Origin of the sequence: Halorussus litoreus, assembly GCF_003382685.1 — an archaeon.
Taxonomy (GTDB): Archaea; Halobacteriota; Halobacteria; order Halobacteriales; family Haladaptataceae; genus Halorussus; species Halorussus litoreus.
Genome location: NZ_QLVG01000046.1, coordinates 30,418 through 43,622 on the forward strand (window position 1 = coordinate 30,418; position 13,205 = coordinate 43,622).

Annotated in this window: 13 protein-coding genes; 5 read left to right on the forward strand and 8 right to left on the reverse strand. The window is 67.5% G+C overall.

The features are described from left to right. Positions 1-69 precede the first annotated feature (69 nt). From DPQ64_RS14000 to DPQ64_RS14015, 4 genes are all read right to left on the reverse strand, one after another. The gene (locus tag DPQ64_RS14000) at positions 70-1,080 is read right to left on the reverse strand and encodes a branched-chain amino acid ABC transporter permease (protein WP_115864937.1); all 1,011 of its coding nucleotides are present in this window, start codon (positions 1,078-1,080) and stop codon (positions 70-72) included. Next, on the reverse strand, positions 1,077-1,775 hold the full coding sequence (locus tag DPQ64_RS14005; RefSeq protein ID WP_115864938.1) for an ABC transporter ATP-binding protein: 699 nt from the start codon (positions 1,773-1,775) through the stop codon (positions 1,077-1,079). Before DPQ64_RS14005 ends, DPQ64_RS14000 begins: the two co-directional genes overlap by 4 nt. A gap of 478 nt (positions 1,776-2,253) precedes the next feature. Beyond that, positions 2,254-3,087 carry an ABC transporter ATP-binding protein gene (locus DPQ64_RS14010; protein WP_115864939.1) on the reverse strand — a complete coding sequence of 278 codons (834 nt, stop codon included), beginning with the start codon at positions 3,085-3,087 and terminating at the stop codon, positions 2,254-2,256. A gap of 3 nt (positions 3,088-3,090) precedes the next feature. Next, positions 3,091-4,536 (reverse strand): ABC transporter substrate-binding protein, encoded by a 1,446-nt coding sequence (locus DPQ64_RS14015; RefSeq protein WP_115864940.1) that lies wholly within the window; start codon positions 4,534-4,536, stop codon positions 3,091-3,093. A 159-nt stretch (positions 4,537-4,695) separates the two neighbouring features. Between DPQ64_RS14015 and DPQ64_RS14020 the strand changes: the two genes are divergently transcribed. Both DPQ64_RS14020 and DPQ64_RS14025 read left to right on the forward strand, forming a co-directional pair. Further along, the gene (locus DPQ64_RS14020; protein WP_115864941.1) at positions 4,696-5,580 is read left to right on the forward strand and encodes an SDR family NAD(P)-dependent oxidoreductase; all 885 of its coding nucleotides are present in this window, start codon (positions 4,696-4,698) and stop codon (positions 5,578-5,580) included. 116 nt (positions 5,581-5,696) lie between these two features. After that, entirely contained in the window at positions 5,697-7,004 is a 1,308-nt protein-coding gene (locus DPQ64_RS14025; RefSeq protein WP_115864942.1) for a dicarboxylate/amino acid:cation symporter, read from the forward strand. Positions 7,005-7,034: 30 nt separating this feature from the next. Here the strand turns inward: DPQ64_RS14025 and DPQ64_RS14030 are convergent, their stop codons facing one another. The 3 genes from DPQ64_RS14030 to DPQ64_RS14040 all read right to left on the reverse strand — a co-directional run bounded on the left by DPQ64_RS14030 (position 7,035) and on the right by DPQ64_RS14040 (position 9,996). Further along, positions 7,035-7,559: an SHOCT domain-containing protein gene (locus tag DPQ64_RS14030; protein WP_115864943.1), complete on the reverse strand. Its 525-nt coding sequence runs from the start codon at positions 7,557-7,559 to the stop codon at positions 7,035-7,037. Between the two features lie 72 nt (positions 7,560-7,631). Further along, on the reverse strand, positions 7,632-8,804 hold the full coding sequence (locus tag DPQ64_RS14035) for an MFS transporter (RefSeq protein WP_115864944.1): 1,173 nt from the start codon (positions 8,802-8,804) through the stop codon (positions 7,632-7,634). A gap of 487 nt (positions 8,805-9,291) precedes the next feature. Further along, positions 9,292-9,996 carry a helix-turn-helix domain-containing protein gene (locus DPQ64_RS14040; RefSeq protein WP_115864945.1) on the reverse strand — a complete coding sequence of 235 codons (705 nt, stop codon included), beginning with the start codon at positions 9,994-9,996 and terminating at the stop codon, positions 9,292-9,294. 142 nt (positions 9,997-10,138) lie between these two features. Here DPQ64_RS14040 and DPQ64_RS14045 point away from each other — a divergent pair, with 142 nt between their 5' ends. The 3 genes from DPQ64_RS14045 (at position 10,139) to DPQ64_RS14055 (ending at position 12,079) form a co-directional block, all read left to right on the forward strand. Next, positions 10,139-10,972, forward strand: coding sequence for an aldo/keto reductase (locus tag DPQ64_RS14045; protein ID WP_115864946.1), 834 nt, complete (start codon positions 10,139-10,141; stop codon positions 10,970-10,972). A gap of 100 nt (positions 10,973-11,072) precedes the next feature. Beyond that, positions 11,073-11,816 (forward strand): hypothetical protein, encoded by a 744-nt coding sequence (locus tag DPQ64_RS14050; protein ID WP_115864947.1) that lies wholly within the window; start codon positions 11,073-11,075, stop codon positions 11,814-11,816. Positions 11,817-11,887: 71 nt separating this feature from the next. Beyond that, positions 11,888-12,079 (forward strand): DUF7333 family protein, encoded by a 192-nt coding sequence (locus DPQ64_RS14055; RefSeq protein WP_115864948.1) that lies wholly within the window; start codon positions 11,888-11,890, stop codon positions 12,077-12,079. A gap of 91 nt (positions 12,080-12,170) precedes the next feature. Here the strand turns inward: DPQ64_RS14055 and DPQ64_RS14060 are convergent, their stop codons facing one another. Beyond that, entirely contained in the window at positions 12,171-13,139 is a 969-nt protein-coding gene (locus DPQ64_RS14060) for a transcription initiation factor IIB (RefSeq protein ID WP_115864949.1), read from the reverse strand. Positions 13,140-13,205 lie beyond the last annotated feature (66 nt).

Here is a 13,205-nt window from a genome sequence, read left to right on the forward strand (position 1 = left end):
GCCGAATCGGCCTCCGCATTGGCGTCGGTTTCGGCGGGCCCGTCGGCCCCCGAATCGGGCGTTTCTGCGCTAATGGCCGCCCACCTCCTCGACGCCGAACAGGCCCTGCGGACGCAGGACGAGCATCACCACGAGCAACAGGAAGATGGTCATCTCGGGCAGGCCCGCGAACCGGATCTCGTTGACGAACCACCACGTCATCACGGCGTCGGTCATGCCGACGATGACCGCGGCGACGACCGTTCCTCGGAAGGTGCCGAGGCCGCCGATGATGACCACGACGAACGCGGGGAGCAGGGCGTCTGCCGCCAGTGGGACGCTCGCGCCCCACGTCGACTCCCACATCAGCAGGGTCCCGGCCGCGCCCGCGACGCCCGCGCCGAGTGCGAAGACGACCGTGAACACCCGGCGCACGTCGATGCCGAGCGCTTCGGTCATCTCGGCGTCCTCGCTCCCGGCCCGGATTATCATGCCGTACCGCGTCCGGGTGAGGAACGCCCACAGCGTCGCGACCGTGAGCACGCCGAACCCGATCTCGAACAGGTCGAGCCCCGGCACCGAGACGAGCCCGAGGTCGACCGACTGTTCGAGGAAGTACGGCTTGGTCCCCTGGGCGGCGACCCAGTCGCTGGTGGGCTGCATCCCGTAGAACAGCACCACGATGCGGATCAGTTCGTCGAGGATGAGCGTCAGTCCGAACGTGAGCAGGATCTGGTACAGCGGCGGCCGGTCGTACAGCCGCCGGACCAGCCCGATCTCGACGATTCCGCCCAGTCCCGCGAGCAGTGCGAACGACGCCGCGAGCGCGACGAAGAAGAAGACGATTCGTGCGCCTGCGCCGGTGGCGCTGCCGACCAGCGTCACCATCACGAGGCCGCCCAGATACGCGCCGATCATCGTCATCGAGCCGTGGGCGAAGTTGAGCACGCCCATCAGGCCGAAGATGAGCGTGAGCCCGCTGGCGATCATCACGTACAGCCCGGCCTTCGCCAGCCCGTCGACGAGGACGGCCGCGAGGTTCTCCGGGCGCAGGAACTGTCCGAGCGCGTCCACGAATCCGGCGAGTACGATGCTCATCATGCGCTGAGATACCTCCTGAGTCGTTCGTCGTCGGCCGAGGTCTCGTCGGCGTCGCCCGACTCGACCACCTGCCCGTTGTCGAGCACGTAGAACCGGTCGGCCAGGTCCAGCGCCAGCGGCAGGTTCTGCTCGACCACGAGCAGGGTGGTGTCCTCGGCGGCGTCCGCGAGCGCTTCTGCGACTCGCTTGACGATCTGTGGCGCGAGCCCCTCGCTCGGTTCGTCGACGAGCAGCAGGTCGTTGTCGCCGACCAGGCCGCGCGCCAGCGCGAGCATCTGCTGTTGGCCGCCGGAGAGCGTCCCGGCGTCCTTTCCCGCGAACTCCCGGAGGTCCGGGAACGTCCCGAAGGCGTCCTCGACCGCCGCGTCGGCGTCGCCGTCGTCGGGCACCGCGACCCGGACGTTCTCCTCGACCGACAACTGGGTGAAGATGCGTCGCTCCTCGGGGATCCAACCGACGCCCCGGTCGGCGACCTCGTGGGTCTTCAGCCCGGTCACGTCCTCGCCGCGGAAGCGGACGCTGCCCTCGCGGGGCGGGGTCAACTGGAGCACGGTCCGGAGCGTGGTCGTTTTTCCAACGCCGTTTCGGCCCACGAGCGCGACGACCTCGCCCTCCGCGACGTCGAGCGAGACGCCTTCGAGGATGTGGCTCTCGCCGTAGTAGGTGTGGGCGTCCTCGACTTCGAGAAGTGTCATATTGAGTCCTCCTTTAAGTACATCTTTCCGGCCAGGTTCGAAAAGTCGCCGGTGGGTGTCGTTGGCCTGCTGGGGTGGCGTTGTAGAAAGCCCCCGCCCGCTCGCGGTCGCTCTGCGGGATATCTCGCGCCCGCAGAACTGCGGGCGCGAGATAGTAGCCGCGCAGAGGCGACCACGGGCCTGCGGCCCGCGAGCCGGCGGCCCCTTTCAGTCCCGCCCGAGGTGGAGTGAGTCACGGAGCGCTCGCCCGTGGAATGGACCACCGGGCGCTCCTTCGTGGACCGTTCCACCGAGCGCTTCCCGTTGGAAAATGACACGGGGCGCTTCCCGGTGGAAAGATGCACGGAGCGCACGCCGGTGGACCGTTCCACCGAGCGCTTCCCGTTGGAAAATGACACGGGGCGCTTCCCGGTGGAAAGATGCACGGAGCGCACGCCGGTGGACCGTTCCACCGAGCGCGACCCGCGGGTCGCCGCGGTCACGCCGACCCCTCCTCGGTCGCGCTCCCGTTTCCGGTCTCGTCGGCGGGCGAGTCGGCGTCCGAATCCGCGCCGAGGCTGCCCGGTTCGTAGCCGCCGAGATACGCCTCCTGGACCGCGGGGTCGCCCCGAACCTCGTCCGGGGAGCCCTCGGCGATGACCGAGCCCTGGTTCAGCACCACCACGTGGTCCGAGACGTTCATCACGATGTCCATGTTGTGCTCGACCAGCAGCACGGCGTGGTCGGTCGCCACGTCCTCGATGAGGTCGATGATGCGGTCGACGCTCTCCGAGGAGACGCCAGCGTTGGGCTCGTCCAGCAGGAGCACGTCCGGCTCGCCGGCGAGCGCGATGCCGACCTCCAACTGGCGCTTCGCGCCGTGGCTCAGGCTCTCGGCCGGCGTGTGAGCCTCCTCGGCGAGGTCCACGCGGTCGAGGATGCGGTGGGCCTCCTCGACGTGACGCTCGAAGGCACCGGCGTTGCGCCAGAGCTTCCAGCCGTCGTCGCTGGCGGCCTGCGCGGCGATGCGGACGTTCTCCAGCACCGTGCTCGTCGGGAACACGTTCGTTATCTGGTACGACCGATGGAGGCCGTAGTCCGCCGTCTCGTACGGCGTGGCGTCGGTCACGTCGCGCCACCCGTCGCCGTCGCGCACCTCGATGGTGCCCTCGGTCGGTGTGAGCACGCCCGTGAGCAGGTCGAAGAACGTGGTCTTGCCCGCGCCGTTCGGGCCGATGAGCGAGCAGAGTTCGTCCGAGTCGAGCGCCAGATCGACGTCGTCGACGGCGGTCAGGCCGCCGAACTGCTTGGTCAGCCCCGAAGTTCGCAACATGGCCTACAGCGAGCAGTCGACACCGTCGGCGGGCACCGTGGTGTTGTCCTTCGAGATGGTCGCCAGCGGCTCGCTGGGCATCACGGCGGCGTCCCAGCTGTCGGCCCACTCGTCGCTGGTGGGGACGACGTCGGCCACGGTCATCGCCGACCGAGCCTGGTTGTCGTACTCCTGGAACGTGTAGCCGCCTTCGCCTTTCGGGGTCTCGGTGACCGTCATCCCGCGGAGGGCGTTCGCGATGTCCGCGCCCTCCGTCGACCCGCTCTCGGTGACCGCCTGCGCGATGGCCGAGGCGGCCGTGAAGCAGCCCGAGGTGAACAGGTCGGGCACGACGCCGTACGTGCTGGTGTACGTCTCGACGAACTCGTTGTTGATCTCGTTGTCGTACTGGTTCCAGTGGTAGCGAGTTGTGAACGGCCCCATCTTGGCGTCGGCGATGTCCTCGCGGGTGAAGTCCTCGCCCAGCGCGTTCACGAGCGTCTGGCCGACCGCGGCGTTGGTGATCTGGGTCGCGAAGCCGCCGAACATCCGGTAGTCGTAGTCGCCGTTGAGGAACGACGTGAACAGGTTCGGCAGGGTCGCGACGGTGAATCCGCCGACGATTCCCTCCGCGCCCGCGTCCTGGGCGTTCTGGAGCAGGCCCTCCCACTCGGCGTAGCCCTGCGGGACGAACCGCTCGCCCACGATTTCGACGCCCTCGCTCTCGAGGACCTCGCGGTAGTTGTTGACCACCGCCTGTCCGAACGAGTAGTCCGCGCCGAACAGGTAGACCTTGGAGACGTCGGTCTCCCGCGCGACGTATCGACCGCCCGAGCGAGCGTCCATCGCGGTGTTCTCGCTCGCGCGGAAGATCATCTCGCCGCAGGTCTCGGAGCTACCGGTGGTCGTGGCCGACGCGGCCGGCCCGACCATGTACGGCACCTGTGCTTGCTTGGCGACCGTCTGGATGACCCGGTCGGCTGCCCCGGACGAGGCGCAGCCGTACAGCATGTCGACGCCGTCGTTCTGCACGAGGTCGGTCGCCAGTTGCTGGGCCGTGTCGGCCGAGAACTGGCTGTCCCGGACGACCAGTTCGTAGTCGACGTCGCCGACCGAGATGGTCTGGGTCCCCGTGTTCGAGTCCGCGATGGGGTCGGTGCCGGCCTTGTGGGCCAGCCCGGAGTAGAACCCCCAGAGGCCCTGCTGGCCGTAGTACTGGAGGTCGCCAGACACGGGCTGGAGCACGCCGATCTTCACCGTTCCCGAGACGTCCGTCTGCGCCGTCGTCTGCGCCGTAGTTTCGGTCATGCCCTCGTCAGTGGTTTCGGCCGCCGTCGTCGTCGTGTCGCCGGCTGTAGTCGTCGTATCCTGTTCGCTCTCGCCGCCGCCCATACACCCGGCGAGACCCGCCGCTCCGGTCGCACCGAGCGCTGCGAGCCATCGCCGTCGTGAGACGTTCTCGTCCGCCATGACTACTAACTACGTTACTTCTATCGGGCAAATACTGCGGGGTTAACATGTGAACGACCGAGCGATTCGCAGGGGTGCCCCTTCAGTTCACCGCGACGCTTCCCCACCGTTCACACGTTAACCCTCGGTTTTTCACGCGCCGGGCGAGTCAAAACGGATATGACCGACGAGAGTACATCCGCCGACCGCGGAGAAGTCACGCCGCCCGAGTTCGATCCCGAAGACGCGCTCGTCCTCGACGACGACCGGTTCGCGCCCGAGAACGTCGCGCTCGTGACCGGCGCGGCCTCGGGCATCGGCCGCGCGACCGCGCTCGTGCTCGCGGAGAACGGCCTGACCGTGGTCGGGACCGACGTGGACGAGGAGGGCCTCGCCGGAACCGCGGAGAAAGCCGACGAGTTCGACGTTCCGGGAACCGTCGAGACGGTCGCGGGTGACCTCCGGGAAGACGTGCCGGGAATCGTCGAGAGTGCGGCCGAACACGGCCGAATCACCTACCTTGCGAACGTCGCGGGGATGCAGCACATCGACCCCATCGAGGAGTTCCCGATGGACGCCTACGACGCGATGCAGGACGTGATGGTTCGTGCTCCCGTCGAGCTATCGAAGCACTGTCTTCCGCGGATGCGCGAGGCCGGATTCGGCTGCGTCGGCAACATGGCGTCGGTCCACGGCCACTACGTCACCAGCGACAAGGTCGCGTACAACGTGGCGAAGTTCGGCCTCCGCGGGCTAACCCAGTCCATCGCCGCGGAGAGCCGGGGCGACACCGAAGCGGAGGGCAACGTTCGTGCGTTCTCGATCAGCACGGGGTACGTGAAGACCCCGCTCGTGACCGACCAGATTCCCGACACCGCCGAGCAGCGCGGCGTCTCGGTCCAGGAGGTCGTCGAGGACGTGATGCTCGGCCAGTCGCGTACCACGGAGATGATGACGCCCGTGGAGGTCGCGAACCTGTTCGCGTTCGGCTTCTCCGAGCACGCCAGCCACCTGAACGGCGGCGACCTGCGGTTCGACGACGGGATGACGCTGACCTACGAGTAGTCGCCCCGGATAGCAGAGCGGTACGCGCCCGGACTCGAATCGACAGAAGGCGTCACGAATACTCGGAAATTTCTCGGAGGTTTTATTAAGTTCTTCAAGAGACGTTCGAGGGAACAATGGCAACGAATGGCGCGAGAGGGTACTGGCAGCGCTACCGTTCGATTCCCATCGTCTACCGCATCGGTGTGGCGTTCGTTCTCGGGTCGCTGTTCGGGCTGGTCGTCGGCGAGCCCGCGACCCAGCTCCAGCCCGTCGGTGACCTGTTCGTCCAGTTGTTGAGCATGCTCATCATCCCCATCATCGTGTTCACGCTCGTGATGGGTGCCCGTCGGCTCTCGCCGAGCAACCTCGGAAAGCTCGGCGGACAGGTCGTGATACTGTACGCGATTACGTCCGCGTTCGCGGTCACCATCGGGCTCGCCGTGGCGAACCTCATCAATCCCGGCAGCGGGCTGGAACTCGGCGACGCCGAGGCCCAGACCGCAGAGGCCCCCGACATCGTGGAGGTAATCCTCGGCATCGTCCCGTCGAACCCGATCGACGCGATGGCGTCGGGCGACGTGCTCCCGACCATCTTCTTCGTGGTCGTGTTCGGGATCGCGCTCGCGCTCGTCGAGCAGGAGACCGACAGCGACGACATCCGCAACGGCGTGAAGGCGTTCTACGACCTCGCGGAGGCCGGCGCGGAGGCGATGTTCAAGGTCGTCTGGGGCGTGATGGAGTACGGCGTCATCGGCGTGTTCGCGCTGATGGCGTCCGTCTTCGGCGAAGCGGGCGTCGACGCGATCGTCCCGTTCGCGCTCCTCATCGCGACGCTCGCGCTCGCGGTGACGGCCCACATCGTCATCGTCCACCTCGGGGGCATCATCGCGCTGCTGGTCGGCGAGTCACCCCGGGGCTTCCTCGTCGGCGGCAAGGACGCGCTCATCACCTCGCTCTCGATCCGCTCGTCGAGCGGGACGCTCCCGGTGACGATGACCGACGCCGACGAGAACCTCCACATCGAGGAGGAGGTGTACAGCTTCTCGCTGCCGCTCGGCGCGACCATCAACATGGACGGCACCGCGCTGTATCAGGGCGTTGCCGCCATCTTCGCCGCGAACCTCGTCGGCGTCCAGCTCGGGCTGGCCGAGCAGTTCACCGTCGTCGCGGTCGCGGTGCTGGCGAGCGTCGGCGCGGCCGGCGTCCCCGGGACGGGGCTCATCATGCTGACCCTCGTGCTGACCCAGCTCGGGCTCCCCCTGGAGGTCGTCGGCTTCGTCGCCGGCGTCGACCCCATCCTCGACCGGTTGCGCACCATGACCAACATCAGCGGCGACCTCGCGGTGACGACCCTCGTCGCGAAGTGGAACGACGCGGTCGACTTCACCAGCGGAACGTGGGTCGGCGAGAGCGGTGAGACGCCGGCTCCCGCGGACGACTGACGCTCGGGGCTCGGTTCTCGGGCTCCCGAATCAGCTTCCTCTTCTCGACGTTTCGTCCGAAGCGCGCTCAGCGTGCTCTCCGCCCGTCTCAGTGCCCGACGCCGACCCGCGAGCGTGGTCTTCTACGTCCTCCAGCGTCTCGGTTTCGAGCAGTCGCTCGACCTTGCGCTCGAACTGCTCGTCGGTGAGTTCCCCGCGGGCGTAGCGAGTCCGGAGCGTCTCCAGCGCGTCCCTGTTGTCGGTCGTCGGTTTCGCGTCAGGGGTCTCCTCCGTCTCGTCGCCGGAATTGGCGTCGCCCCACCACGCGCCGGGATGGCCTCGCCAGCCTTCGTCGGCCTGCCAGTCCTCGTCGGCGTCCCAGTTCTCTTCTTCCCATTCCTCGTCATCGCCGAACAACGTCGACACGGTCGGGATCAGCACCATGTATCCGAACAGCATGAACCAGATCCACCAGTCGAAGCCCGCGATGAGCGCGAGTATCCAGGTCCCGGTGACGAACGTAGAGACGATCTGGATGGCGTTCTCCCGTCCGCGTTCGAGCGCAGTCTCGGCCATGCGGTTCCGTGCGCCCCGGACCGAAAAATAACTTGACGGTTCGCGCTCATTAGCCAGCTAACTCGAAAGTCGTCAGGCAGCTAACTCCATCTCGCGCCGGACGCCCCACAGCAGGACCGCTCCGCAGGCCGCGAGCACCGCGAGCACGCCCCAGCCGACGCCGTAGCCCGCGGTGTCGGCGACGTAGCCGAACGCCGGCGGGGCGAGCAGGCCGCCGACGTTGATGGCAGTCTGGCCGCCCGCGGTCGCGCCGCCGAGGTCCTCGCTCGCCACGAGGTCGCCCATGCAGGAGTAGTAGACGCCGGTCATCCCGAGCACCGTCGCGCCGAGTCCGGCGAACGCGACGCTCGCGGCCGGGAGCGAGGTCGCCCCGACCGCGAGCCAGCCGAACAGGACGGCCGAGCCGCCGAGTTGGACCAGCGACACCGTGGCCGCGCCGCCCACGTCCTCGATGCGGTCTGCCAGCGAGCCAGCGGCCACGCGGCCCGCGCTCCCGGTCGCCTGCGTTGCCGCGAGCACGAGTCCGCCCGCGGCCGCGCTCGCGCCCACCGCGTCCTCGACGTAGAGGATGAGGTAGCCCAGCAGCGAGAAGATGGTCGCGCCCACGAACAGCCCGGCCGCGACGAGCAGGAGGTACGCCCGGTCGTCGGCCAGCCCCGAGAAGTCGGGGAGTTCCCATTCGCCGGAGCCGCCGGTGCCGGTGTAGGTCACCCGGAACGCGAGCGCGTAGCCGACCGCGACGACGGCGATAACCCAGAAGCCGAGCCGCCACGCGAACGCGGCCGCGACGCCCGTGACCACCAGCGAGGCCGCGCCGGAGCCCGCGGTGACCCCGAGCTGTTTGACGCCCATCGCGAGGTTCTCCCGACCGCGGGGTGCCGTCGCGACGACGCCTTTGTTCGAGGCCGGCATCGCCGAGGCGTAGGCCGCTCCGAGCAGGACGCCCGCGCCGAGCAACAAGAGGTAGGTCGGCGCGAGCGAGACGGCGACCGCGCCGCCGGCGAGCGCGAACAGGCTGGCGATCATCACGGTGCGCTCGCCGAACCCGTCGACTGCCGCACCGCTCGGGAACAGGTTGAGGGTGTAGCCCAGCAGCGCCGCGGTCAGGAACACCCCGACCAGCGCCCGCGAGAGGCCGAAGTCCGCGCGGACGAACGAGGTCGCCGCGAAGATGCTGTAGTAGCACAGGCTCGCGGCGGTCTGCCAGCCCGCGATGACCAGCACCGGCTTCCAGCCACGCTCCACGCTAGCGCCCCGAACCGTCGGTCGCGTCGCTCGCTCGCTCCGGAACCATTCGGCTCGGACTGGCCGTGGCTCGGGGTTAAGCCTACCGCCTCCGGCAGTTTGGGGTGCGCTCGGTGTCCCATTCCACCGGCGAAAGCTTTGTGACCTATTCCACCGGCGCACGCCTCGTGACCTAACCCACCTCGGATGGGACTGAAAGGGGCCGCCCGCTCGCGTTCACTTCAGTCGTCTCTGCGCGGCCACTATTTCGTGCGCGCGGTTTGCGCCGATATGTCGCTGAGCGACCGTCACGTGAGCGAAGCGAACGTGACCTCGGCAGTCGCAGCCCGCGCAGGAGCGCAGCGACGAGCAGGACCGTCTTCCGGCGGCGAGCGGGCGGGGGCTTTCTAAACGTAATTCGCACTAACTCTCACAGCGACGCAGGAGTGAACCGAAACGGACCTCAGACCCGAATCGACGGGAACTACTCGACGCGTACTCCGATGAGTTACTCCTCCAGCTCCTCCATCGCCTCGACGACCCGCTCGATCATCTTCTGCTGGCCGCGCCGCAAGTTCTTCGACACCGCGGGCTTGGACACGTCGAACTCGTCGGCGAGGTGGCCCAGCGTCGCGCCGCGCGGACTCTCGAAGTAGCCGTCCGAGACGGCCGTCTCCAGCGTCTCGCGCTCCACGTCCGAGAGGTCCCGACAGCCCTCGATGAGCGTCATCGCGGCCCCGGCGTTCTGGACGAAGTCCTGCATTTCGGGCAGCTCCGTGTTGGTGCGGTCGAGCACGTCGTACTCGTTGTCCCGCTCCAGTTCCGACAGGGTGGTGTCGGCGTCCGTGCGGTCGTCGAAGCCCACGTGCCAGATCTCGCTCCCGGCCTCGATGTGGAAGGGGCCGGTGATGTAGCCGTCGTTGTCCCGGATGGTCGCCATCGCGTCGGTCTCGGCGATGACCGTCCGGATGTGGGCCACGTCGCCCCGCCGGGTCAGCAGGTCGAAGTCGTGCATGTTCGAATGGTCGCGCAGGGCTGCGAGCCCGTTCGACACCGCCTCGCGGTCGCCGCCCTCGACCAGCATCCGGGTCTCTAACTCGCGGTCGACCTGGTCGAAGTCCCACTGGATGGCCGAGAAGCCCACCTCGTGGTCGTCGGTCGTGTCGATGAAGGGGCAGTCGTACTGCTCCACGTCGAGGGTCGTGTCTATCATGGTCCTGCCCTTGCTATCGAAGCACATACGGTAGCTTCCTTAAAAGCGTTTTCTTCGGTTCCGGCGAACGTTGCCGCGCAAACCACTCGATTCGGCCGTTGCCAAAACGTCTTTCCACGCGCTGGCCCAACGCTCACACGTTATGAGCCAACGCGAAACCGCCGCCCACAGCGACTCGCTTGACGGCATACCCCGACTCGGACTCGGAACGTGGCAGAACGCCGACCGCGACCAGTGCGCCGAGAGCGTCCGGCGAGCGCTGGAGATGGGGTATCGCCACGTCGACACCGCGCAGGCGTACGACAACGAGGCGTCGGTCGGCGAGGGCATCGCTGCGGCCGACGTGGACCGCGAGGACGTGTTCCTCGCGACGAAGGTCTGGACCCAAAATCTCGCGCACGACGACGTGATCGAGACGACGAAGGAGAGCCTCGACGCGCTGGGGGTCGACGCCGTGGACCTGCTGTACGTCCACTGGCCCGCGGGCGCGTACGACCCCGAGGAGACGCTCGCGGCGTTCGACCAGTTGCACGACGACGGGCTGATCCGGAACGCCGGCGTCTCGAACTTCGAGCCCGAGCAGCTCGACGCGGCCCAAGACATCCTCGACGCCCCGCTGTTCGCCAATCAGGTCGAGATGCATCCGCTGCTTCCCCAGCACGAACTCGTGGAGTACGGGCGGGACCACGACGTGACCCTCGTGGCGTACTCGCCGCTGGCCCGCGGGAAGGTGTTCGACGTACCCGAGATCCGCGACGTGGCCGACAAGCACGACGCCTCGCCCGCGCAGGTCAGCATCGCGTGGCTGCTCCAGCGCGACGGCGTGGCCGCAATTCCGAAGGCTACCGGCGAGGACCACATCCGCGACAACTGGGGCGCACTGCGTCTCGACCTCGACGACGAGGACGTCGAGACAATCGAGAGCATCGACGAGCGCGACCGGCAGGTGGACCCGGAGTTCGGACCGTGGGACTGAACTCGCCATTGCGACGCGGATACTGACGGCGTGCGACCCCGCGCGAGGACGGCCGCAACCCCGAAACTTCATAACGGTCGTAACGTATGAAAAAGCGTAGATGCACGGCGGAACCAGTGGCACCGGCATCGCCGGAGCAGTCCAGTACGACCTGAAGCAACTGCACGAGAGCTGGATGGCGCTGTTCTTCCCGCGCCAGCGCGCGAGTCAGACCGGCGTCCTCGGCAAGTGGGAGCCCTCGACGACCACCGGTACGGTCGCGTATCGGACGTGGAGCGTGGTCGGCACCGCGGTCGTCGCGCTGCTGTACCCGCTCGCGCTGTTCGGGTTCGCGGCGCGGTACTACACCCGGAGGATCGACGGCACTGCGACCCGACTCGGCGTGGTCGGCGTGGTCGTGCTCTCGCTGATCGCGTGGGGCGCGCTGACCGCGCTCGCGCACTTCCGGTTCTCGACGAACGGCTTCCTCGCGGTCGGGGCCGCGGGCGGGGTCGCGACGGTCTCGGCCGCGATCGCGTACGTCACGGGCACCCGCGGCGGGCGCGCGAGCACGGTCCTGCTGGCGTACCCGTTCGCGATGACGGCCGTCTTCCTCCCGCCGGTGGTCGCGGCGCTGTACTCGCCGACGCTGTCGGACGTCATCTTCCCGAACAGCTACTCGCTGGCGGTCTGGCTGCTCGACAACCCGCTCGACCTCTGGGGAATCAACACGTTCCTGCGCGAGCAGTTCACCCTCGAAGGCGCGAACTACGTCGCGATGTGGTTCGGCCTGTCGGTCCCCGTCGGCTGGTTCCTCGGGCTGCTGGTGACGCTCGCGGACGTCGTGCGGCCGAAAGGGGAGTAGCCGAACGAGGAATCCCAGAAGCGGGAGTCGGTAGCACAACTGTTTTGTCGGTTTCGTCCCCATCACCGCGCATGGAGTTCAGTTTACCCGTGACCGCCGGTGCGCTGGTTGGCCTCGTCGCGCTCGGCACGGCCGGGCTCGTCGGGATGGACGTGATGGCGACGAACACAGTGTTGATGATGGTCGCGCCGTCGATGCTAGCGTTCGGCGCGATAGCGCTGTTCCTCGGGGTCAAGCACGGCGAGTACCGGGCGACGAGGTAGAGGCAGGCGAGAGAGAAACGATTCGGAGAGAAGACAGTCGAAAGCGTCGGTGGACAGGAAACGAATTCGCGGCGTTCGACGAACTATCGCGTTACCCGGTCAGGCCCATCGCTTCGATCTGTTCCTGATACCGATTTCGAATGGTGACTTCGGTGACTTGGGCCACCTCGGCGACCTCGCGCTGGGTCTTCTTCTCGTTGCACAGCAGCGACGCGGCGTAGATCGCGGCGGCGGCGTAGCCGGTCGGCGACTTCCCGGAGAGCATCCCCTGCTCGGCGGAGGTCTCGATGATCTCGTTGGCCTTGGCCTGTACCTCCTCGGGGAGGTCGAGTTCCGAGCAGAACCGCGGGACGTACTTCGTCGGGTCGACGGGTTTCATCTCCAGTCCGAGCTCCTGGGAGATGTAGCGGTACGTGCGGCCGATCTCCTTGCGCTCGACGCGTGAGACGCCCGCGACCTCCTCCAGCGAGCGCGGGATGCCCTCCTTCCGGCAGGCGGCGTACAGCGTCGCGGTCGCGACGCCCTCGATAGAGCGCCCGCGGATGAGGTCCTCCTTCAAGGCCCGCCGGTAGATGACCGACGCGACCTCCCGTACCGACCGCGGAACGCCGAGCCCGGACGCCATGCGGTCGGACTCCGAGAGCGCGAACTGGAGGTTGCGCTCGCCCGCGTCCTTGGTCCGGATGCGGTTCTGCCACTTGCGCAACCGATTCATCTGGGTGCGCTTCTCGGAGGAGAGCGACTGGCCGTAGGCGTCCTTGTCCTTCCAGTCGATGGTGGTCGTCAGCCCCTTGTCGTGCATCGTGTTCGTCGTCGGGGCCCCCACGCGGCTCTTGTTCTGGCGTTCCTGGTGGTTGAACGCGCGCCACTCGGGCCCGCGGTCGATGTTCTCCTGTTCGAGCACGAGACCGCACTCCTCGCAGGTGAGTTCGGTTCCATCCGCGCTCTTCGCGAGCTTGGTCGACTCGCACTCGGGACACTGCTGGCTCTCGCCTCGCTTCTGCTCCTGTTTTTGCTCTGACCCGTTCTCTTGTTCTTGCCGCCGACGAGTTCTCTCCACGATAGGTAGCTAGGTGAGCAAACGGGTATAACACTTGTCCGTCGGAACATCGAAAACATCCAACCA

Coding starts and splice junctions, on each gene's coding strand:
- DPQ64_RS14000 (WP_115864937.1), bottom strand. CDS start 1,080: ATGATGAGCATCGTACTCGCCGGATTCGTGGACGCGCTCGGACAGTTC.
- DPQ64_RS14005 (WP_115864938.1), bottom strand. CDS start 1,775: ATGACACTTCTCGAAGTCGAGGACGCCCACACCTACTACGGCGAGAGC.
- DPQ64_RS14010 (WP_115864939.1), bottom strand. CDS start 3,087: ATGTTGCGAACTTCGGGGCTGACCAAGCAGTTCGGCGGCCTGACCGCC.
- DPQ64_RS14015 (WP_115864940.1), bottom strand. CDS start 4,536: ATGGCGGACGAGAACGTCTCACGACGGCGATGGCTCGCAGCGCTCGGT.
- DPQ64_RS14020 (WP_115864941.1), top strand. CDS start 4,696: ATGACCGACGAGAGTACATCCGCCGACCGCGGAGAAGTCACGCCGCCC.
- DPQ64_RS14025 (WP_115864942.1), top strand. CDS start 5,697: ATGGCAACGAATGGCGCGAGAGGGTACTGGCAGCGCTACCGTTCGATT.
- DPQ64_RS14030 (WP_115864943.1), bottom strand. CDS start 7,559: ATGGCCGAGACTGCGCTCGAACGCGGACGGGAGAACGCCATCCAGATC.
- DPQ64_RS14040 (WP_115864945.1), bottom strand. CDS start 9,996: ATGATAGACACGACCCTCGACGTGGAGCAGTACGACTGCCCCTTCATC.
- DPQ64_RS14045 (WP_115864946.1), top strand. CDS start 10,139: ATGAGCCAACGCGAAACCGCCGCCCACAGCGACTCGCTTGACGGCATA.
- DPQ64_RS14050 (WP_115864947.1), top strand. CDS start 11,073: ATGCACGGCGGAACCAGTGGCACCGGCATCGCCGGAGCAGTCCAGTAC.
- DPQ64_RS14055 (WP_115864948.1), top strand. CDS start 11,888: ATGGAGTTCAGTTTACCCGTGACCGCCGGTGCGCTGGTTGGCCTCGTC.